19 protein-coding genes and 1 pseudogene are annotated in these 19,323 nt (G+C 38.8%); 2 read left to right on the top strand and 18 right to left on the bottom strand.

Annotated elements, in window-relative coordinates; translation table 11 throughout:
- Positions 1-17: 17 nt before the first annotated feature.
- The 8 genes from F928_RS15000 to F928_RS15030 form a co-directional block, all read right to left on the bottom strand.
- Positions 18-1,187 (bottom strand): hypothetical protein, encoded by a 1,170-nt coding sequence (locus F928_RS15000; protein ID WP_005076658.1) that lies wholly within the window; start codon positions 1,185-1,187, stop codon positions 18-20.
- A gap of 25 nt (positions 1,188-1,212) precedes the next feature.
- Positions 1,213-2,619, bottom strand: a complete 1,407-nt coding sequence (locus F928_RS15005; RefSeq protein ID WP_005076659.1) for a purine-cytosine permease family protein — start codon at positions 2,617-2,619, stop codon at positions 1,213-1,215.
- Positions 2,620-2,666: 47 nt separating this feature from the next.
- Positions 2,667-2,801, bottom strand: a complete 135-nt coding sequence (locus F928_RS22085) for a hypothetical protein (protein WP_014206414.1) — start codon at positions 2,799-2,801, stop codon at positions 2,667-2,669.
- Between the two features lie 122 nt (positions 2,802-2,923).
- A complete protein-coding gene (gene tgnC, locus F928_RS15010) occupies positions 2,924-4,393 on the bottom strand; it encodes a (Z)-2-((N-methylformamido)methylene)-5-hydroxybutyrolactone dehydrogenase (RefSeq protein WP_005076661.1) in 1,470 nt (489 codons plus the stop codon).
- A gap of 11 nt (positions 4,394-4,404) precedes the next feature.
- On the bottom strand, positions 4,405-5,442 hold the full coding sequence (gene tgnB, locus F928_RS15015) for a flavin-dependent trigonelline monooxygenase oxygenase component (RefSeq protein WP_004793333.1): 1,038 nt from the start codon (positions 5,440-5,442) through the stop codon (positions 4,405-4,407).
- Between the two features lie 2 nt (positions 5,443-5,444).
- The gene (gene tgnA, locus F928_RS22375; RefSeq protein ID WP_005076663.1) at positions 5,445-6,377 is read right to left on the bottom strand and encodes a flavin-dependent trigonelline monooxygenase reductase component; all 933 of its coding nucleotides are present in this window, start codon (positions 6,375-6,377) and stop codon (positions 5,445-5,447) included.
- Positions 6,378-6,407: 30 nt separating this feature from the next.
- Positions 6,408-7,199 (bottom strand): alpha/beta fold hydrolase, encoded by a 792-nt coding sequence (locus F928_RS22380; RefSeq protein ID WP_005076667.1) that lies wholly within the window; start codon positions 7,197-7,199, stop codon positions 6,408-6,410.
- Positions 7,168-7,770, bottom strand: coding sequence for an amino acid synthesis family protein (locus tag F928_RS15030; protein WP_000420415.1), 603 nt, complete (start codon positions 7,768-7,770; stop codon positions 7,168-7,170). Before F928_RS15030 ends, F928_RS22380 begins: the two co-directional genes overlap by 32 nt.
- Before the next feature lie 152 nt (positions 7,771-7,922).
- Here F928_RS15030 and F928_RS15035 point away from each other — a divergent pair, with 152 nt between their 5' ends.
- Both F928_RS15035 and F928_RS15040 read left to right on the top strand, forming a co-directional pair.
- A complete protein-coding gene (locus F928_RS15035) occupies positions 7,923-8,585 on the top strand; it encodes a GntR family transcriptional regulator (protein ID WP_005076670.1) in 663 nt (220 codons plus the stop codon).
- A gap of 62 nt (positions 8,586-8,647) precedes the next feature.
- Positions 8,648-8,932, top strand: coding sequence for a DUF1330 domain-containing protein (locus tag F928_RS15040; protein ID WP_005076672.1), 285 nt, complete (start codon positions 8,648-8,650; stop codon positions 8,930-8,932).
- A 67-nt stretch (positions 8,933-8,999) separates the two neighbouring features.
- On the opposite strand, the gene F928_RS15045 is transcribed toward F928_RS15040, so the two are convergent.
- The 10 genes and pseudogenes from F928_RS15045 to pcaF form a co-directional block, all read right to left on the bottom strand.
- Positions 9,000-9,644, bottom strand: a complete 645-nt coding sequence (locus tag F928_RS15045) for a glutathione S-transferase family protein (protein WP_005076676.1) — start codon at positions 9,642-9,644, stop codon at positions 9,000-9,002.
- 107 nt (positions 9,645-9,751) lie between these two features.
- The gene (locus F928_RS15050) at positions 9,752-10,306 is read right to left on the bottom strand and encodes a TetR/AcrR family transcriptional regulator (protein WP_025469681.1); all 555 of its coding nucleotides are present in this window, start codon (positions 10,304-10,306) and stop codon (positions 9,752-9,754) included.
- A 695-nt stretch (positions 10,307-11,001) separates the two neighbouring features.
- Positions 11,002-12,444: a hypothetical protein gene (locus tag F928_RS15055; protein ID WP_005076682.1), complete on the bottom strand. Its 1,443-nt coding sequence runs from the start codon at positions 12,442-12,444 to the stop codon at positions 11,002-11,004.
- 156 nt (positions 12,445-12,600) lie between these two features.
- Positions 12,601-13,188, bottom strand: a complete 588-nt coding sequence (locus tag F928_RS15060; RefSeq protein ID WP_005076685.1) for an SLATT domain-containing protein — start codon at positions 13,186-13,188, stop codon at positions 12,601-12,603.
- Positions 13,189-13,190: 2 nt separating this feature from the next.
- Positions 13,191-14,498, bottom strand: a pseudogene (locus F928_RS22770) (SMODS domain-containing nucleotidyltransferase).
- A gap of 207 nt (positions 14,499-14,705) precedes the next feature.
- Complete coding sequence (gene paaI, locus F928_RS15065; protein WP_005076693.1) at positions 14,706-15,089, bottom strand: PaaI family thioesterase; 384 nt, start codon at positions 15,087-15,089, stop codon at positions 14,706-14,708.
- A 75-nt stretch (positions 15,090-15,164) separates the two neighbouring features.
- Positions 15,165-15,770: a DapH/DapD/GlmU-related protein gene (gene paaY / locus F928_RS15070; protein WP_005076695.1), complete on the bottom strand. Its 606-nt coding sequence runs from the start codon at positions 15,768-15,770 to the stop codon at positions 15,165-15,167.
- Entirely contained in the window at positions 15,757-16,722 is a 966-nt protein-coding gene (paaX, locus tag F928_RS15075; RefSeq protein ID WP_000062822.1) for a phenylacetic acid degradation operon negative regulatory protein PaaX, read from the bottom strand. The genes paaY and paaX overlap by 14 nt, the downstream gene beginning before the upstream one ends.
- A 53-nt stretch (positions 16,723-16,775) precedes the next feature.
- Positions 16,776-18,065: a phenylacetate--CoA ligase PaaK gene (gene paaK / locus F928_RS15080; protein WP_000377864.1), complete on the bottom strand. Its 1,290-nt coding sequence runs from the start codon at positions 18,063-18,065 to the stop codon at positions 16,776-16,778.
- A 40-nt stretch (positions 18,066-18,105) separates the two neighbouring features.
- Positions 18,106-19,314, bottom strand: coding sequence for a 3-oxoadipyl-CoA thiolase (pcaF, locus tag F928_RS15085; RefSeq protein ID WP_005076700.1), 1,209 nt, complete (start codon positions 19,312-19,314; stop codon positions 18,106-18,108).
- Between the last annotated feature and the right edge of the window lie 9 nt (positions 19,315-19,323).

Genomic DNA, 19,323 nt, shown 5'->3' on the forward strand with positions numbered 1-19,323 from the left:
CGAATGCTTAAGTGTTTTTAGAAATAATAAAACAGCGTTAAGTTAAGCAACTTATTCCACTGGTTATCATCCCCTTTTGCCAATGAATCTTGAGTTCCCCCAATAAATGGGTCATTTTTACTCATGATGTATTCAGCCACCAAAGATAGCTGTTTATGGTCAATAGACACACCAATAATATTACGGATTGAATCTTTCATATTGTCCTGATCTTTGTCGTACTGACTGTACATAAAGTACGGCGTAATGTTTCCGATCTGCTTAACATTTTTGAAAGAGTAGCCTACATCTGCCGTATAGAACGTTCCTTTATTCGCGACATAATATTCAGTGTCGTAGGAACCCATAAGTGACTGATTAGGGTTGAGCTGATCCTGATTAGTTACGTCATTTTTACCACCAGTAAGGGTTACATTAAAATTGCCATAATTGGCTTTACCAAAAAGTGCCCATGCATGACGACGCCCATCACTCGAAGTGGCTTTATTTTCAATATCCGATGTCCAATATGAGCCACCGAGCTGTGTGGTTAATCCATTAATTCCAAGATTTATATCTTGAGTCACTCGGCCTACCCACATGTTCTTTTCTTGCAAATCGGTTTTATTCGGATCGTCTGAACTCACATAGTTTGCAGTGTAGCGTCCTGAATCTTGGGTAGAGCCTGTGTAGCTTCCACCATCTACCGCAAAATAACCCACATCAAACTTGGTTGCTGTCGGCAATTCAAAATGATAATTCAAACCAAGATTATGAACATCTTCTAAACCTGCGGTTGTGCTCATACTTCCATATAGGCTATTACCCCAAAAACGTCCCGGTCCAAATGGAATCGGCTGAACACCTGCCACCACCTGATCTGTTTTATTTAATTTGTACCCTACATAACCATCAACCAACATAGAAAAATCACATAGACGGTCATATTGATAACAACGATATTCCGCGTGACCAAATAACGATCCACGCTCGTAGTCCAGTTTTAACTGCGCAGCATCAAAACGAATTTTTTGATCAGAAACTGACTCTCCATAGTGTTTATCTTGATAATTAGCGCGAACATAGCCCGATACGGTGAGCTTACCGTATTCACCATCGGTATCTCCAAAACTTACACCTGCGTAACTTGGATAGATTACGGCCATCAATGCTGTGCTTAGAGCCGCTTGTAAATAGCTTTTTTTCATTGTGGGATTCCTTTCACTACAATGCTTATTGAGGTAATTTTGCGTTTAATGCCGGTGCTGAACATTTAATCTTTCCTAGATTAAAGACGTAATACACCGCCAGACTCACCACCAATCCAATAACCCATGAAATATCCGCATCCGGAATTACATCGGCCAATGCACCTGTGAAAAACGCATTTTTTAAGAATGGAATTTGTACCGCAATCCCAATGAAATAAGCTGTAAGCGCTTTTGCATTAAATTTGCCATAAATACCACCATCACGTGCAAAGATGGATTGAATGTCATAAGACTTTTTATTCACGACATAGAAATCTAGTAAATTAATAGACACCCATGGCACCAAAATAAATAACAGCGCAAAAATCACATTCAAGAAGAAACTAATAAAGTTACTTGATGCCCAAAGTGCCGTTAAAGTCGCTAGAACTAATACAATGATTGATAACACGACTCGGATATTTCGACTTGGCATCCATTGCCCTGCAAAAGTCTGAATTGAGGTAATACAAGACAGAACCGCACCGTATAGGTTCATGGCATTATGACCAATGATATTGCATAAGAACAAAATCATAAGAACATAACCGAATAGCCCAGTACCCGACTTTACCGCTTCCATGGCATCTGTGGTTGAGCCAATGCTGACCGCAATCGTACCAAATGCCATTGCAAAAATAGTTCCTAACGATGCGCCTAAATAGGTAAAGATAAATGGCTTATAAATACCAATCGACTTCGGTAAATATCGTGAATAGTCTGAGGTATAAGGCGAGAAACTAATTTGCCATACCGCACACAAACCAAACATGGCAAACCAGCCTTTCATATTGAAAGAGCCTTTGGCTAGTACATCTGCATTAATATGCGGCACCATAATCATGAGGCCAATGAGCAATGAACCACCCATAAACCAAGTTCCAATTTTATTAAACTTATGAATAAAGTGATAACCGATCACGCCTATTGTGGTTGCTGCAATTGCGCCAATGACAGTCGCGGTCGGCACTGGAATGGCAGGAACAACAGTATGCAGGGTTTTCCCTGACAAAATAATGTTAGAGATGAAAAAACCTAAATAAATGAGGGTCGTAAACAGTACAACCAGCAATGCTCCATAACGTCCGAACTGTGCGCGGCTCTGAATCATTTGAGGAATGCCGACCTGCGGACCTTGTGCAGAGGTTAAGGCTAGAATCGCTGCACCAAAAAAATGTCCGCAGCAGATCGCAAGCAATGCACTTACAATATTGAGGTTAAAGGTTAAAATTGACATTGCACCCGTAATCACGGCAAGCGGTGCAATATTGGTACAAAACCATAATGTGAATAGATCGCGAACTTTTCCATTACGTTCAGAGGGAGCAACATAATCAATGGAATGACTTTCGATAGCGAAAGCATTATTGCTATTTTCGTTTTGGCTCATATCCTTAATCTCTCTTTGAGGAATTCATTTCCTCAACATCAAAAAATCTACCCAGCCAAAGTCATTTCAATATGACTCGGCTTCATCTTTTTATTTCCTTTTACAAACAGCTCATTTCTCTGTTTGTGTTGTTTTAGCCAAGAAAAAGGTAAAGCCAGTCCAATCAATACTTGATTAAGCATCGATACATCTAGTTTTACGTTTTCAACTATTTAAAGCTTTAGGCGATTACTGGGTTTGACTGATTCATTTTTTCATCCTTGAAATTAAAATCCCGTTATATTTTCATACCTCAAGTCATGACTTATCTCATGACAAATGGGTCATCAATTGGCTCATCTGAGGTACGTAACCAAACTGTTTTTGTGGTGGTATAATCTAAAACAGCATTTGCACCACCTTCCCGACCATGTCCCGAAAGCCCATGTCCACCGAAAGGTGCAAGTGGAGAAACAGCACGGTAAGTATTGAGCCAAACAATTCCCGACCCAATCACTTTAGTCATGCGGTGAGCACGGCTTAAATTGGTGGTAAAAACGCCTGCTGCCAACCCGTAAGGCGTACTATTGGCTTTTTGCACAGCTTCCGCTTCATCTTTGAAACTATCTACCGATAACACCGGACCAAATAGTTCAGTAGTAATGCAATCTGCTTGAGGTGCATCGGTACAATCTAAAATGGTCGGTGGATAGTAATAACCTGCTCGCTCAAGACTTTTCCCACCGGTAAGCAGTTTTGCACCTTGCTGGATAGAACTTGCAACGACTTGCTCGATTTTTTGGCGTTGGCGTAAGGTACAAAGTGGTCCAAACTCAGTTGCCATTTCATGAGGTAAACCAATTTTTATGGTTTGTACACGCTCAACCAAACGCCAAACAAATTCATCTTTAATGCTTTCTTCAACCAGTAAGCGTGAACCTGCTACACAACTCTGCCCTGTTGCAGCAAAAATAGCAGCGACCTGAGCATTTACCGCACTTTGAATATCTGCATCAGCAAATACAATAAATGGTGATTTGCCACCTAATTCGAGTGAAACTTTTGCAAGATTTTCAGCCGAGTTATGCACAATGTGCCGTGCCGTTTCTGGACCACCTGTAAACGCAACATGGGCAACATCAGGATGACTACTCAGCACGGCGCCACATTCAGGCCCGAAACCGGTAATCACATTGACCACTCCAGCTGGAAACCCCGCTTCATGGACCAATTTAGCAAAAGCTAATAATGGCCCAGGGCCGTCTTCAGAGGCTTTTAGCACGACGGTACAACCTGCCGCTAAAGCTGGCCCTACCTTTACTGCCGATAAAAATAACTGACTGTTCCAAGGAACAATTGCAGCAACCACACCCACAGGTTCACGAACAATCCATGCTTGCATGTCTGCCTTATCAATCGGTAGAAAACTACCCTCTAATTTGTCGGCAATACCTGCATAGTAGCGATAATACTCAGCGACATAGGCAATCTGGCTCGATGTTTCGCGAATAATCTTGCCCGTATCACTGGTTTCAATTTGAGCCAGTTGCGGTGCAGCTTTTTCAATTAAATCAGCCAGTTTATAGAGCAATTTACCGCGCTGAGAGGCCGTTAAACCTGCCCACTCTGGTGCTTTTAACGCACGAGATGCCGCCTGAACTGCTCGATTGACTTCATCGGTTCGAGCTTCCGGCATGTGTGCCCAGACTTCACCTGTTGCAGGATTAATACTTTCAAACGTTGCTGCACCAGATTCAAACTGACCATTAATATAAAGCTGAAAATCTGCTGTCATGATATTCGCCTCTATGCAAATGCCGGCATAACTTCATTGATCATACGTTCTAATGAGGCTTTTTTACGTTCAAAGCTCATGCCCGTATCAATCCAGAAAGAATATTCGTTATAGCCCATCGCTTCATAAGCTTTTAAACGGTCAATCACTTCTTGGGCCTGCCCAATCACGTTATTTTTGCGCATCGCTTCTGGTGTATAAAAAGGATGTGCAGCTATTTCTTCAGCACTTAAAGGTGCGATTAAACCTTGATTAATTTCACGCTCATTTTTAAACCAAGCACCAAAGTAGTTATAGAAGGTATTGATTTCATCTGCTGCCAGTTGAGCATCTTCTTCGCTATCTGCCACATAGGTATGGCGGAGCAACATAATTTCAGGGCGCTGAATTTCATTGAACTTTTCGCAAGCTGCATTGAAATGCCCCATGAGTTTTTCAACTTCTTCGTCACCTAAATGCAAAGGCGTTACCTGTACATTACAGCCATTTTGCACAGCAAATTCGTGGCTATTTGGATCACGGGCAGCAACCCAGATTGGTGGATGCGGTTGTTGAAGCGGTTGAGGAGCTGAGGTGGTTTTTGGAAACTGCCAAAATTCACCGTTATGCTCATAATCGCCTTTCCAAAGATTTTTAATTGCAGGAATCATTTCACGTAAACGCTGACCAGCACTCCATGCATCCATGCCCGGAACCATACGTTCATATTCAAATGAATAAGCACCACGAGCAATACCAATATCTAAACGGCCGTTGGTAATAATGTCGGTCATTGCAGCTTCACCTGCAAGTTTAATCGGGTGCCAGAATGGTGCTACCACCGTGCCTGTACCTAAACGAACATTTTTGGTTTTATTGGCTAAATCGACCAGATTTAAAAATGGGTTGGGTGCAATGGTAAAGTTCATGGCATGGTGTTCGCCTGTCCAAACTGCATGCATACCACCACGGTCTGCAATCTGACAAAGCTCAATCATTTCATCATAAAGCTGCTTCTGGGTTTGCTGATCAGAAACACGTTCCATATGCACAAATAATGAAAAACGCATGATTAAACTTCCTCTTTAACGATTTGACGAACTGTACCTGTTGTCTGATTTCCGTAATAAACACCATAAGTTTTCAAATGGTTTTCTTTGCGATAGCGCATCAACATACTTTCTAAAGCGCTGTCTACAAACTCTAGCTTTTCAAGATCATTTAAATCGACAAACTGACCTTTGGTGGCTTGAGCTACGGGTGTGTTGCATAAAAATGAAATATATTGCTGCTGGTTTTCAACGTTTTCATATACAGAATAAATGAAGTTGGCAGAAGCATCTGGCTGATATTGTGCAAAGATTTTCTCAAGCGCTTTATCGGCACCGTCTTTATCTACCATGACATGCGGAATAGTCCATTTATGATCGGCAGTTTCTTCAAGCAAAATGGTATTTTCATGTCCAATAATTGCACTCATCACCACTTTAGGGCCAGAGATCACCTCGGCAGAAAGTTTGGCTGGTGTGAAATATCCACCACGATAATAACCAAGCCCTGCAAAACCTGTCGAAGCAAAATCTTCAACTTTACCAATTAAAATCGCATGGTCACCTGCATCGACAACTTGGTAGGTTATACAGTCAAACCATGCACTGACATGATTGATCAGCGGGTTTTGGCAAGCACTTTTTGACCATGAAAGATTTGCAAAACGGTCTTCGCTTGGACGAGCAAAGGTATTCGAAATATCCTTTTGCTCTTCTGCCAAAATATTGATTGCAAAATGAGTGGTATTTGCAAAGTTATGATAATTGCTTGATGTCTTGGCAATACTCACTAGAAGTAAAGCTGGGTCCAAAGACACCGAAGCAAAAGAGTTCGCTGTAAAGCCAAGTGGCGTTCCATCTTCTTTACAGGTTGTGACCACGGTAACGCCTGTCATAAATGACCCGAAAGCATCACGTAGTTCACGCATTTTATTGATAGTATCCATTTCACTCATTGTTATATTCCTTCAGCAATGTGTGGCAAATTAAACGCTGGTTTCCAACCACGCTTGCATTGCATTATTCACTTTGTCAGGTGCAGTTAAGTTCACCATGTGACGTTCATTTTCAATGACAATTGCAGTGCCATGCTTTGCCTGTTTTGCCATTTGTATTGCCATTTCTGCAGTTGAGTTCGGATCATCCGTACCGGTCAACACCAAAGCAGGACAAGTGATCTTTGACCAGTCATCTGCATAAGTTTCATCGCCTTGTGCAAACGCAGAATACGCAGTGGTATAACCAGATAAGTCGACATTTTCGAGCCAAGTTTTCACTTTGGCAGCTGCTATACGCTCGACTTCACTTTCACCAAACCAGCGTTGTAGTGGAGTCTCGACATCAATACGGCCTGTTTTTAACTCTTCAGCTCTTTGGATGACTGCATTACGTGCCTGTGTTGTACGTTTATATACTCCATTGAGCACCGCCATTCGTTTAACCAAATCAGGTCGGGTAACGCTAACCCCTGTCGTAATCAGTGATCCCATTGAATGTCCCGCTAAATTTACAGGTCCTAGATTTAAGGCTGTAATAAATTCGATGGTCCATTCAACAAAATCTTGTAATTTTGCGTCTGCCGGTAATTTGGTACTTTGACCATGTCCCGGCATATCCACTGAAATTACATGATAATGTTTAGAAAAATATTCAATTTGTGGATACCATGCCGCAGCTTGCATTCCCACTCCATGGATCAGAACCAGAGGCTCTCCTTCGCCTTGCTCAAAATAGTGAGCTATACGGTTATTTGACAGCTGCAGGGTTTTTGACATCATGACCTAACTCTTCCAAATCTTTATAACGATCACCAATACGATGATGTGGTCGACCACCTGTTGCTGCACCAATCACAACAACCAGCTCATCAGCAGCAGGTGCATCTGGAATTGCAAATTGCAATGTTAAGTAATGAGAACGACGGCCTTCGTCATTTTTATCCATCATTGGAATTAAAATCGGCGCGTTTGCTGGGCCACGGGTATTGTTAAATGCCAAATAAGATTTCGCACCGACAGCACTACGGTAAGTATTACCAAAATGTAAGGTGTGAATTAAAGCTGATGCATGCTCAAGTTCACCATTTAAGCCCACCACTGCACTTTTGCCAAAAGCTTCAACGGCTTCACCTGAACCCACTTCATCAAGAATAAGTTTGGTTAAATGCTCGCTTAAGATTGGCGCAATACGGCGAATTTCCGGTGTTAGGTTTTCTACATAACCTTGCCCTGCCCACGGGTTTTTAATGACCGCTGCAGCTGCCACCATTTTTAAAGGCTTTGCTGCTTCTTTACCGCCATCTACATAAGTGGTTTCTACATGAAGCACTGTTTTACGTATAAGTTCCATTGCTCTTCCTTGCAAGTAAATTATCTTGTCATTCGTATTATGGTATACCATAATACATACTGAAAAAAAAGCAAGAGTTTGCTATGCTAATTTTCATTGAAAAACATGTGATGAAACTCAACATGTTAAAAAACAGGAAAATTTAATTATTTATGAATCTTAAAATTGAAAACCCGCCCGTAACTTTACGAGAGCTGTGTTTAGATAAAGTGCGTAATGCCATTATTACAGGCTATTTCCCTTCGGGAAAAAGACTGGTTGAAAGAACGTTATGTGAAGAACTCGGCGTGAGCCGTTCTGTGGTTCGCGAAGTGATTCGTTATTTGGAAGCAGAAGGTTTAGTCGAGATTTTGCCAAATAAAGGCCCTATTGTTTCGCTACTTAACTGGGACATCGCTTCACAGATTTATGAAATTCGTCTCTTGTTAGAGCAAAGCGCTGTGGCTGACTGCACTAAAAACCTGGATGAGAAAACTGCTGAAAAATTAAAGCTTCTATTAGAAGATCTTAAAGCTGCTTTTGCTGCCGATGACATCAATCTGATTATTGAGACCTCAACCCAGCTTTATCAAACCATCTTTACTACAGCAAACCATCATATTGCTTGGGAAGTGGTGCAACGCTTAAATGGCCGAATTAGCCGTCTTCGTGCCATGACCATGAAATCGACAAAGCGTGAGATTTCAGGTTATCAACGTATTAAAAATATGTGTGAAGCCATCTATCTTCATAAAGATCCTGAAAAGGCAAAACAAGCGGTTGCTGAACATATTGCCGAAGCTGCTGCTGTCGCAAAAAATATTTTAGATGCGTGAAATCACAAATTTTAGGAAAAGGTAAATAGGCCTTTATTGAATGAATTATAGGGAAATACGATATGTCTGCTTACTGGATTGCTCATGTCACCATTCATGATATGGAACAATATAAACAATATATAGCCACTGCTCCGCAAGCTTTTCAAAAGTATGGTGCCAAGTTTCTTGCGCGTGGTGGTGCCTCAGAAGTTTTAGAGGGACAAGAGTTTGAACGTCACGTGGTCATTGAATTTCCAGATATGGAAACTGCACGTGAATGTTATTTTTCACCTGAATATCAGCTTGCCAAAAGTAAACGCCAAGGCTGCTGTGATGTCATGGTGAGTTTTGTTGAAGGGATCTAAATTGCTGAATTGATTTCGCAACTTGGGAAATCAATTCTATTTTTAATTGCTTAAGGGTATTTCGTTTTTAGGCATTGGTTTGGTGATGAAGATTTTGTTCTATAGACATGGCTTTTTGCCAGCTTTCTAGGTTTTCGAGACTTTTTACATATTGCTCAATATTGAGATATTTTGATCGAATATTTAAAGAATTAATTAGACCATAGACTACGAAACCAATCATAAAATCTGCACCGGTTAAGCTATTGCCTACTAAGAATTTTTTGCCTACTAATTGTTGATCTAAATATGAAAATACTTTATCCAACTCAGTATGCGCATATTGATCCAAGAACTTTAATTGAGTGCCATTTTTTAACTCAATCGAATTAAAAATATTTAATAAATATGGAACCATAGCCGAACTTTCTGAAAAATGAACCCATTGTAAATAATCAAGATAACTGTCTGAATCTTTTGAGGGCATAAGTTGAGGAGCAAACTTTTCAATCAAAATTTCTACAATGGCACCTGATTCAGCAATTACTTTTCCATTAAGTTCAATCACAGGCGATTTTCCTAAGGGATGAATATTTTTTAATTCTTGAGGTGCAAGATTTGTAGCTTTATCTCGAAAATAACTTTTTAATTCATAAGGTTGATTAATTTCTTCAAGTAACCACAGAATGCGAAATGAGCGTGAAGCATTTAAATGATGAAGAATAATAGACATTAATTTTCTCTTTTAAACTAGAAGGTCAACAAAGTAAGACCTCACTATATAGATTAGTAGACGACCGGTCTAATATTTTTTGTTATCAGCCCAGCATTTTACATCACCTACCTAAACTGCATAAAAAAACAATCCAACATCTTTTCCTGATCAATTGCCCCATCTGAACTTAAAAGCTGAATGATTGCGCCTTCAATCATATATAAAAATAGTTTGGCATCTTGAAAGGTCGCATCAGTTTTTAGTTTTATAAGCTGGCTATAGATTTCATTCAGCAACCATGTGCGATATCTCATTGCGGTGATATAGGCTTTTGGATAGGTCAGTTTCGTTTCAAACATGGCTTTAAATAATAGATAGTACATCCCCTCTACATCGGTATGTAAGAAATAAAGCTGTTTGAGTTTATCGGCCGCGCTTGTGTCTTGGCCGTACTCTACAATTGAGACCACTCTTTCTTTTAATCGTTCTTTTTGCACGATCAAACAGATTTCAATAAACCGCTCTTTTGAATGAAAGAAGTTATAAAAAGTCGCTTTGGTAATTTCACATTCTTTCACGATTCGATCTACCCCAACGGTATGAAAGCCACGATGCTGAAATAAATCAATCGACTTGTTGATGACTTGTATGGCACGGGAAGAAAGCACTAACTTTGGCATAGTTTTACCGTTATAAATTCTTGTTGTTTCTAAATGAGATAAAAAGCCTGTACCCTTTTTGGGAGAAAAAAAGGCACAGCAAAGCCGTAAAGACTGTGCTTGGCACATCTCAAGTTTGTTGTTGCTAAATTTTGAGTAAAAATGAATTTAAGCCTGAAAACCTTGGGGCGTTCAAGCTGCTTTAGTTTTTAAGCCGTGTCGTTATAGCTTTTGGCATTGAGAGCCAAGAAATAATGGATGTGCAAAGCCAACTCCTTTTTTATTGGAGTTCTGCCGACATTAAAATTATGGTGGCAGAACGAAGGGGGTTCGCGGACTGGCCTTAAGACTCCAGCACACCCAAGGGTGTCCCCCTCCGTTCCACCATAGAGGGGGCACGAGGGTGTACACACTAAAAGTATAAAACCTTTAATGCTCCTAAGGGACGGTCCGCGACGACCGACTGGCAATGTGGCCAGCAGGCAAAGAATAGTGCCCAACCCTTTTGCAGTCAAGCACGCAAAATGCCATTTGTTTTAAATTAAATCATTAGAAAAGTAAGGCTAAATAATGAGTGGGTTATTGTTAAGTGGGGGTTATAGAGGGGAAGGCAATTGTTTTTTTGTGAAAATATATTATTTTAGAATAAATAAAACGAGTACTACAAAAATAGTAGTCGCTTTATTTATTTTATGATAATTATAAAATACTATTTGTTAATAAAACATTGCATTAAAAGCTGCATCTGGATTTGAAATGGCTTGCATTCTATTTATCAAATCCAGTTCAATTGCACCTTTTAAATCCAAGTGAAATTTAGTAGCATTTTTAAAAGTTTCATTCTCGACCAGACATGATAACAACAAATGTTCCTCATCTTCCTCAAAATATTCTTCAATATTAATATCAATACTTTTACTAAAATTGATAATTTTATTTTTAGGTTTTATATCATAATTAATATAATCCCTATACATATCCAGTAAATAATAATCATCAAGATTATGCAAAATATAACCACTATTTTTAAATTTATTAGAATTCTCAGATGATCGTTTAAAAATCTTTTTTGTTGCACTGTAATTATATTCATCAAAAAATTTTAAATAAATAGGCATTTCAATTTCACCTAAATACTGATGTTTTTTTAACTCTCCTCCGGAAATTTCATCCCACATATTAAAAACAAAAGAAAGAGGTCTTGTTTTTATCATATCTATTAAATCTCTCCTTCTACGTCTATTATAAGGATGATTAATAAATTCATATGATCTTAAAATAGTATGAAAGGCTAAAATATGCCTAAGTTGATTTCGGCAAAGATCTGCTTTAACACAATATTTAAGTTCAGAATCAATATATTCAAATATTCTATTAGCTAGTATTGATATACCAGCCGAATAAAGATTAAATGTAAATCCTGCTACAGCAGAAAAGAATGCGAGAATTTCTTTTCTCTTTAGCCCCAACCTTTCCATATGTATAGTTGAGAGAATTAAAAGAATATTATACTCATGATTATTTATATCATTGAGATATGAATAATATTCTCTTTCAATAAAATCAATAAACTTAGATCTAACTTCTCTATTAGTAATTATTCTTATATCATTAACTCTTCTAAGCTCTTCATTACTAAAGGCATGTCCCTCAAATAGTGACAACATAGTTACAGGAACTTTTTTTTGAATATCATTTTTATCGATTAAAACAATGAATAGCAATACTCCAAACTTTTCCGAATATTCATATATATGTTTAAAACTTTTTATATCTTTATAACTAAAATTTTCAAAAGATATATTATATTCATTATGCATACACTGTAATTCTGAATAATTTAATTTAAAAACCTCTACTCTTTCTGTAGTTATTTCATCCAACACTCTAATCTTTCTTAAATTATATTCAATTCCCCACAATGTAGCTGTTAAATCTAAAAAATGTGTCTGCTCATGTACAATTAATGCCCTAAAATCTGAGGCTCGCATAAAACTATAATAATTATCACTAATTTCCCCCAAATACTTATCATAATTAGAGCTGCTAATCGCCTCTAGTTCTCTGTCAAAATCAAATTCATCATATTTAAATATATTACCAACAAAAGTTATTAGATCAATCTCCCCATCTTTTCTTACACTTTTTGCTGTAGGCATTCTTATCCCCTTTAATCACAATTTAAATTTAATAAACAATTGCTAAATAAGAGCAAAACACTTTATTTCGCATAAGAACTTATATATCACTTTAGCCACCAACAAAACAAGAAATAACAGAATAAAAATTATCAATATTATTAACATATTAAAAATTTAAAATAAATATTTTCCAAATCTAAAAATAAAAAACACCACAACTAATATAAATAAAATAAAAATAAGAGATAAAGGCACTTTATCTCTTAAAAATTTAAATTTTAATTGCTCATCCATCCAATCAATTTGATGTTCCCAAAAAAATTTATAATGTGCATACCAATTACTAAAAAGTATCTGTTTACTTATACAAAGAGGAAGATACCTTTTCTCTATATCATGCAACTTAACTTGATAAGTTGATACATCTGAATTATCAGGTAAAGATTTAACATCAAAATATAATGATTTCAATTCGTTTAAAAGACTTGTTAAAGCTGAGCCAGCTTTTTCATATTCCTTTTTATCTCTATCATAAAAACTAATATATAATCCACTAATTCCGACTATGACAAAGATCGCTGAAACTAATTTTGTTGAAAAAGCATCTATTATTAGCCCAAGAATACCTACAGCTGTTGATACAAAACCAATCCAGCCCGGCATTTTCTCCAGAAGGTCATAAGTTGCTAAATGTTTTTTTGCTCCAAATCCAACGTTATAGCCTGTTTCTGCAATATACCTAAGAAGCTCGGCTTTATTCATTTTTATTCCCCAATTGGCACATGAATACGATCACGAGCTACCACTACGCCATTTTGGATAATATAACATTCAACTAAGTGCTCACCGTTAAAGCTCGAATATTCATTAATACTTTTGCTTCCATCATCCCAAATAATTTGCCCGCGAATACAGTTTCGACGTTTGGCTTCTTCTCCTCTATTTAAAACTTTCCATTTCACTGAGTAATTCTGTAAATTTGTTGGAGTAGTATTTTCTTCAATATAAAAACTTAAACTACGTCCATGATTTAATTTTTTATTTCTACGTTTAAAACCTCTCAAAAAGTCTACAAATTGCCCATCCTGAGATACTCTAGACTCAATTTTTAGTTTGTAACGTATATCAATTGGATACTGATCTTCAATAAATTGTTCTGTATGTTCATAACGCATATCTTCGATACGGATAGACAGACTTGCTTGTTGACTAGGCGCTTTAGGAAAATTACGACCATAGATCATTCGCCACTTAGAATATGCTTTAGTATCAGACCCTAATGGTATTGCTTCAAGACATAATTCATAAGCATCTTGTGCAGCTTCTTGAAACTTAGTTTTTACCTTAACATCTTGGTTACTACCCAACGCTTGATAATGATCACGGTCAGGTTGATCAGCTAAAAACTAAAAAAAATCTCTGCTTAACCAGTCATAATATAAATAGCTTTTATCATCATATTCTGTTGTAGACTTCATAAAATTATAAGCTAGAGTATCAATGAGTAATCCACCCATTGATATTCCATGTTTATTTTTCCAAGCTCGAGCCATTTTGCATAAACGACGCAAATTCCTATTTTTTGCATCATTCATACTTTTCATTTCATCTATTTCATCTTGTGGTTTCGTTATCTTCCAACTGCCGCCATTATATGTATCTGGATACTTATAAGATCCATCATCCATTTTAAATACAGGCTGTACTTCAACATGAAAATTAGTGTATTGAACGCAGACCACTAATCGATCTACAAAAACTGTAGTGCGGGGGTATCTATCTAAAATAGCTTCTTTAGTGTCTTTTAATAATGTTGACTGTCCCCCATCTTTATTGTAATCACTCCATTTAGAAGCAGGCATAATATATAACATATCTAAATCTGAGATACCTTTAATTGCACTCCAGCGTCCATAAGACCCTACCTGTAAGCAATTATCAGTTTTAGATTCTGTATTACGGAATTTTTGATTTAAAGCTTTAGTAATTTCTTGATATCGAGTTGTAATTTGCGCTTCGTTATCAACTTTAATATTACTCAAGAAATCTTGAAACATTTGAGAAACTGACATTAATTTTTCCTTTTTATTCAAGGCAATTATTAACTTATTAATTTTAATTTACCATATTTGAATCTATATCAAATACATTCAAATGAATTGTGCGACAGATTAAGTCGTAGGATTAATTGTTATATAGTTCATGCTGAAACAGTCAAAAGAATGATTATAAAAGAGCCCCTGTTTTTGCAGGGGCTCTTTTATAAAAACAACCCCATATCACGGCGCAAGCCTGTAACACGTAGATGTAAATAAAGCGACTCTATTATTCAAACCGTCTGTTATCACCTCTTCATAATGCGCGAATTTTTTACTACTGCCGACCTTGGTAGCCGTTGCAAATAACACCTTATCTTTCGCACCGCTCATATAGCGAATATCCGCCTGTAGGCCAGTATATGGCGCATCCCCTGCATTACAAGCCATCGCAAAAGCGATATCGGCTAAAGAAAATATGACTCCACCGTGTACGCCGCCCAATGCATTCATGTGTTCGTCTTTTACATGAAGCTGACAACGCGCTTCATCAAAACTGCGATGCAGCACTTGAACACCTAATAATTCTGCGAATTGATCAACCGCAGTAGTTTCCATTTTTTGCACAAACGTCTCCCTACTCGTGCGAGTATTCCTTAAGTATTAAACCTATATGTATTGAAATCGACTGATTAAAAGCCGTTAAACACTATCTTGTTTAATCTGATAGTTTGAAGAACGAAAGTCCTTATAGGTCAGGCGGTCATCTGACTCTGAGGTTAAGGGCTGAACTTCTTGCATTGAGTTTAAGCAGCGCTGTGCAAGCTCCATGTATTCTTGCGTGCCTCTGGTTTTCCACTTTTTTTCTTGTTCTGATAAATCACGCGCAACCTTGGCAGGACTGCCCATTGCCAATACATTTGCCGGAATAACATCTTTAGTTTTGACCAGACTATTTGCGCCAATAATAGTGTTTTCACCAATTTCGGCATAGTCTAAAATTACGCTGTTCATGCCGACCAAAACATTTTTACCAATGCGGCAACCATGTAAAGTTGTGCCATGCCCAATGTGTCCCATTTCCTCAACTAAAGTCACGCTTTGCGGAAAACCATGCACGGTGCAGCTATCTTGTATATTGGCATTTTGCTTAATATGGATACGGCCAAAATCGGCACGCAATGAAGCAAATGGCCCTACATATACACCTGCTTCAATAATTACATCACCAATTAAAACAGCGGTTGGGTGTACAAAAGACTCTGGGCTAACGACTGGAATAACACCGTCAATACTATAACAAGGCATGATTTAACCTCTCATTTGTTGCCACCAAACCTCCGAAACGGCGCCAATAATGTGCTGTGGCATTTGGCATTGGTCCTTCTGCTGTTGCGGCAACAGACAAGAAGTATTCATCGGCAGGTTCAAATACTTTTTTATAAATATTCATTGATAACGTTCGTGCACTAATCGCAGGCCAGTCAGTTGGCAACAATTCAAGCGGTAATGCTGGGTCTTTCAATAAAATCCGTCGATAATAATGAATCAGCAAAGTTCGAATTTGAAAGGCCTGAACAGGTTCGAGTTGTTCGTTTTCTTGCATCAGCAACACGCCAATTTCTCTAAAAATATCGAGAAACTGTAGATATCTTTGGCGTAATTCATCGATGGGCCAGTTGGTTCTGAGCATACGACCAATGGTATCGACCGAATTATTAAAGAGCTGCAAGGTTTCAGCTTTAAACACCACCACTTGCTCACTCATATTTAAGTCAACCAACAAGCGTTGCAGTTCAATACGGTTACACCCCGGATAAGCCATTAAGTTTGTCGAAATATTGGCAAATCCTAACCATTCGAGTTCTTTCTTTAACAACGCTTTATTTTCAGTGTCGAGGCTAGACATCAGAATAAGATCCCAATAATGGTCCCACTCTTTCATCTGGTCGTTATAAATACGTTGCTCGGCTTGCAAATAGGTCGAACGGCTCGAATCGGTAATTCGATAAAAACTGGTTCTGCCGATTTTGTCTGAACATAACCAATCATTTTTAACTAAACGAAAAACAGAGGTTCTTACAGCGCGGTCATTAAAACCAAACAGCTCTAATAACTGAATCAGGCTTGCAAGACTAATATTTCCACCCCGATGAAGTACTGAATCTCCAAAAATTGTCGAAATAAGCGAAGTTCCACTTAAGGTTTCATTCTTTACAACAGAATCAATTATTTGCTGTATTTTTGCACTCATACTCATGTCTTGGCGTTTAGTTTCAGGGTATAGATTCTATACCCTGAATGATCTTGATGTTAAGCAATCTGACGCATATCGATTACCCGCTTTGCCTTACCTTCCGAACGAGGTAAGGTCGCTTCTGTCACAACTTCTACAGTAACGCTAATCCCAATCATGGTTTTAATGCGTTTCATCAACTCCTGAGCAAGTTGATTGGCCTGTATAGTACAGTTATGACACATCTCTGTACGAATATGCAAAGTATCCATATGGCCTTTTTTAGTCACCAAAATTTCATAATTTGGAACTAAATGTGGAACTTGCAAAATTTGCTCTTCAATTTGAGTCGGGAAAACGTTCACACCGCGAATAATCAGCATGTCGTCGCTACGGCCCACAATTTTATCCATCTTACGCATAGCCAGATTTTCACCCGGTAGTAAGCGGGTCAAATCACGAGTACGGTAACGAATAATCGGTAAGCCTTCTTTGGTAATGGTGGTAAAGACGAGCTCGCCAAGTTCGCCATCTTTACAGACTTCACCTGTTTCAGGGTTAATAATTTCTGGGTAGAAATGATCTTCCCAAATGGTTAATCCCTCGCCCTCACCCAAGCACTGCATCGCAACGCCCGGCCCCATTACCTCAGACAAACCATAAATATCGAGTGCTTTAATATTGAGGCGTTCCTCAATTTCACGGCGCAGTTCATTAGTCCATGGCTCGGCACCAAAAATACCGACTTTTAAAGAGGTATTACGTGCAGTACCAAATTGTTGCTCGAGCTTTTCAATAATACTCACGCAATATGATGGCGTAACCATAATTGCAGTCGGTTTAAAGTCTTGAATAAGCTGAACTTGCTTTTCAGTTTGCCCGCCAGACATTGGAATAACCGTTGCACCTAAGCGCTCGGCACCATAATGTGCGCCTAAACCACCTGTAAATAGTCCATAGCCATAAGCCACCTGAACCATATCTTTCGCGGTTAAACCTGCCATGCGTAAGCAACGCGCAACAATGTCCGACCACGTATTAATATCTTTTTGGGTATAACCCACCACCGTCGGTTTACCCGTTGTACCCGATGATGCATGTAAACGCACAATTTGCTCTTGCGGTACGGCAAACATCCCAAACGGATAGTTGTCTCTTAAGTCTTGTTTGGTGGTAAATGGAAACTTTGCCAGATCATCTAAAGTCACGAAGTCATCAGGATGTACACCTGCATCATCAAACTTTTTCTTATAGACCGGACTATTTTCATATACAAAAGTCAGGGTTTGTTTTAACCGTTTCGTTTGCAGCTCTCTAAGCTCTGCAAGTGTTAATTGTTCAACATTATCCGTTGTAAGGCTGTCCATCGCCTATCTCCTCATTATGTAATTTTTAAAACCGTCTAAATTAATTTAAGTTTTCCAAAATCAGTGCAACGCCTTGTCCAACACCTACACACATCGTGCAAAGTGCATAGCGTCCACCGCGTTTTTTTAGCTCACGTGTTGCGGTAATCACTAAACGTGTACCACTCATACCGAGCGGATGTCCTAACGCAATCGCACCACCATTTGGGTTCACGCGTTCATCGTCATCTTTTAGGCCAAGCTCACGCATACAAGCCAAAGATTGGGCTGCGAATGCTTCATTCAGCTCAATCACATCCATCTGATCTAGCGTTAAACCTGTTTGCTTTAAAATTTTCTGCACAGCCGGAACAGGACCTATACCCATATATTTGGGTTCAACCCCTGCACTTGCAATGCCAATTACACGTGCTAAAGGTTTTAAACCATGTGTATCTGCAAATTCACGGTTGGTAATTAACACACAAGCAGCGCCGTCATTTACACCAGAGGCATTTCCGGCAGTCACCGAGCCACCTTCTTTTTTAAATGGGGCTTTTAGCTTCGCAAGTGCTTCAAGTGTCGTTTCACGCGGATGTTCATCACGGCTAACAACGTTCACGTTTTTCTTACGATCTACAATCTCGACAGGCAAAATCTCATCGTTAAAGAAACCGTTTTGTTGGGCAGCAGCCGTTTTTTGTTGGCTACGCAATGCAAAAGCATCTTGGTCTTCACGACTAATCTGATATTTTTCAGCTACATTTTCGGCAGTTTCCGGCATGCTGTCGGTGCCGTATTGCGCTTTAAGTTGCTTATTTACAAAGCGCCAGCCAATGGTGGTGTCATAAATTTCAGGTGTACGGCTAAACGCTTCGGTCGGTTTAGCTTGTACAAATGGCGCACGGCTCATCGACTCCACACCACCTGCCAACACAAACTGTGCTTCACCTGCTTTAATTGAGCGTGCTGCAAGTCCCACCGCATCTAAACCCGAAGCACACAAGCGATTGACGGTCATGGCTGGCACTGTATCAGGTAAGCCTGCTAACAGTGTTGCCATACGTGCAACGTTACGGTTGTCTTCACCTGCTTGGTTAGCACATCCTAAAAACACTTCGTCTACCGTATTCCACGGCAAGTTCGGGTGTTTATCTTTTAAATATTTGATGGGCAATGCAGCTAAATCATCTGCACGTACTGCACTTAAGGCACCTGCATATCGTCCAATTGGGGTACGAATAAAATCGCAAATTAAAACGTCTTCCATGTTGACTCC

Origin of the sequence: Acinetobacter pittii ATCC 19004 = CIP 70.29 (genome assembly GCF_000369045.1) — a bacterium.
Lineage (GTDB): Bacteria > Pseudomonadota > Gammaproteobacteria > Pseudomonadales > Moraxellaceae > Acinetobacter > Acinetobacter pittii.

Bases quoted from the DNA above. Each gene is read 5' to 3' on its own strand.
- F928_RS15055 (WP_005076682.1), bottom strand. From the start codon at position 12,444: ATGCCTACAGCAAAAAGTGTAAGAAAAGATGGGGAGATTGATCTAATA.
- paaK (WP_000377864.1), bottom strand. From the start codon at position 18,065: ATGGACAGCCTTACAACGGATAATGTTGAACAATTAACACTTGCAGAG.
- F928_RS15045 (WP_005076676.1), bottom strand. From the start codon at position 9,644: ATGTCTATTATTCTTCATCATTTAAATGCTTCACGCTCATTTCGCATT.
- F928_RS22380 (WP_005076667.1), bottom strand. From the start codon at position 7,199: ATGATGTCAAAAACCCTGCAGCTGTCAAATAACCGTATAGCTCACTAT.
- F928_RS15040 (WP_005076672.1), top strand. From the start codon at position 8,648: ATGTCTGCTTACTGGATTGCTCATGTCACCATTCATGATATGGAACAA.
- F928_RS15035 (WP_005076670.1), top strand. From the start codon at position 7,923: ATGAATCTTAAAATTGAAAACCCGCCCGTAACTTTACGAGAGCTGTGT.
- pcaF (WP_005076700.1), bottom strand. From the start codon at position 19,314: ATGGAAGACGTTTTAATTTGCGATTTTATTCGTACCCCAATTGGACGA.
- tgnA (WP_005076663.1), bottom strand. From the start codon at position 6,377: ATGAGTGAAATGGATACTATCAATAAAATGCGTGAACTACGTGATGCT.
- tgnC (WP_005076661.1), bottom strand. From the start codon at position 4,393: ATGACAGCAGATTTTCAGCTTTATATTAATGGTCAGTTTGAATCTGGT.
- paaY (WP_005076695.1), bottom strand. From the start codon at position 15,770: ATGCCTTGTTATAGTATTGACGGTGTTATTCCAGTCGTTAGCCCAGAG.
- F928_RS15030 (WP_000420415.1), bottom strand. From the start codon at position 7,770: ATGGAACTTATACGTAAAACAGTGCTTCATGTAGAAACCACTTATGTA.
- F928_RS15060 (WP_005076685.1), bottom strand. From the start codon at position 13,188: ATGAATAAAGCCGAGCTTCTTAGGTATATTGCAGAAACAGGCTATAAC.
- F928_RS15050 (WP_025469681.1), bottom strand. From the start codon at position 10,306: ATGCCAAAGTTAGTGCTTTCTTCCCGTGCCATACAAGTCATCAACAAG.
- F928_RS22085 (WP_014206414.1), bottom strand. From the start codon at position 2,801: ATGCTTAATCAAGTATTGATTGGACTGGCTTTACCTTTTTCTTGGCTA.
- F928_RS15005 (WP_005076659.1), bottom strand. From the start codon at position 2,619: ATGAGCCAAAACGAAAATAGCAATAATGCTTTCGCTATCGAAAGTCAT.
- paaX (WP_000062822.1), bottom strand. From the start codon at position 16,722: ATGAGTATGAGTGCAAAAATACAGCAAATAATTGATTCTGTTGTAAAG.
- F928_RS15000 (WP_005076658.1), bottom strand. From the start codon at position 1,187: ATGAAAAAAAGCTATTTACAAGCGGCTCTAAGCACAGCATTGATGGCC.
- tgnB (WP_004793333.1), bottom strand. From the start codon at position 5,442: ATGCGTTTTTCATTATTTGTGCATATGGAACGTGTTTCTGATCAGCAA.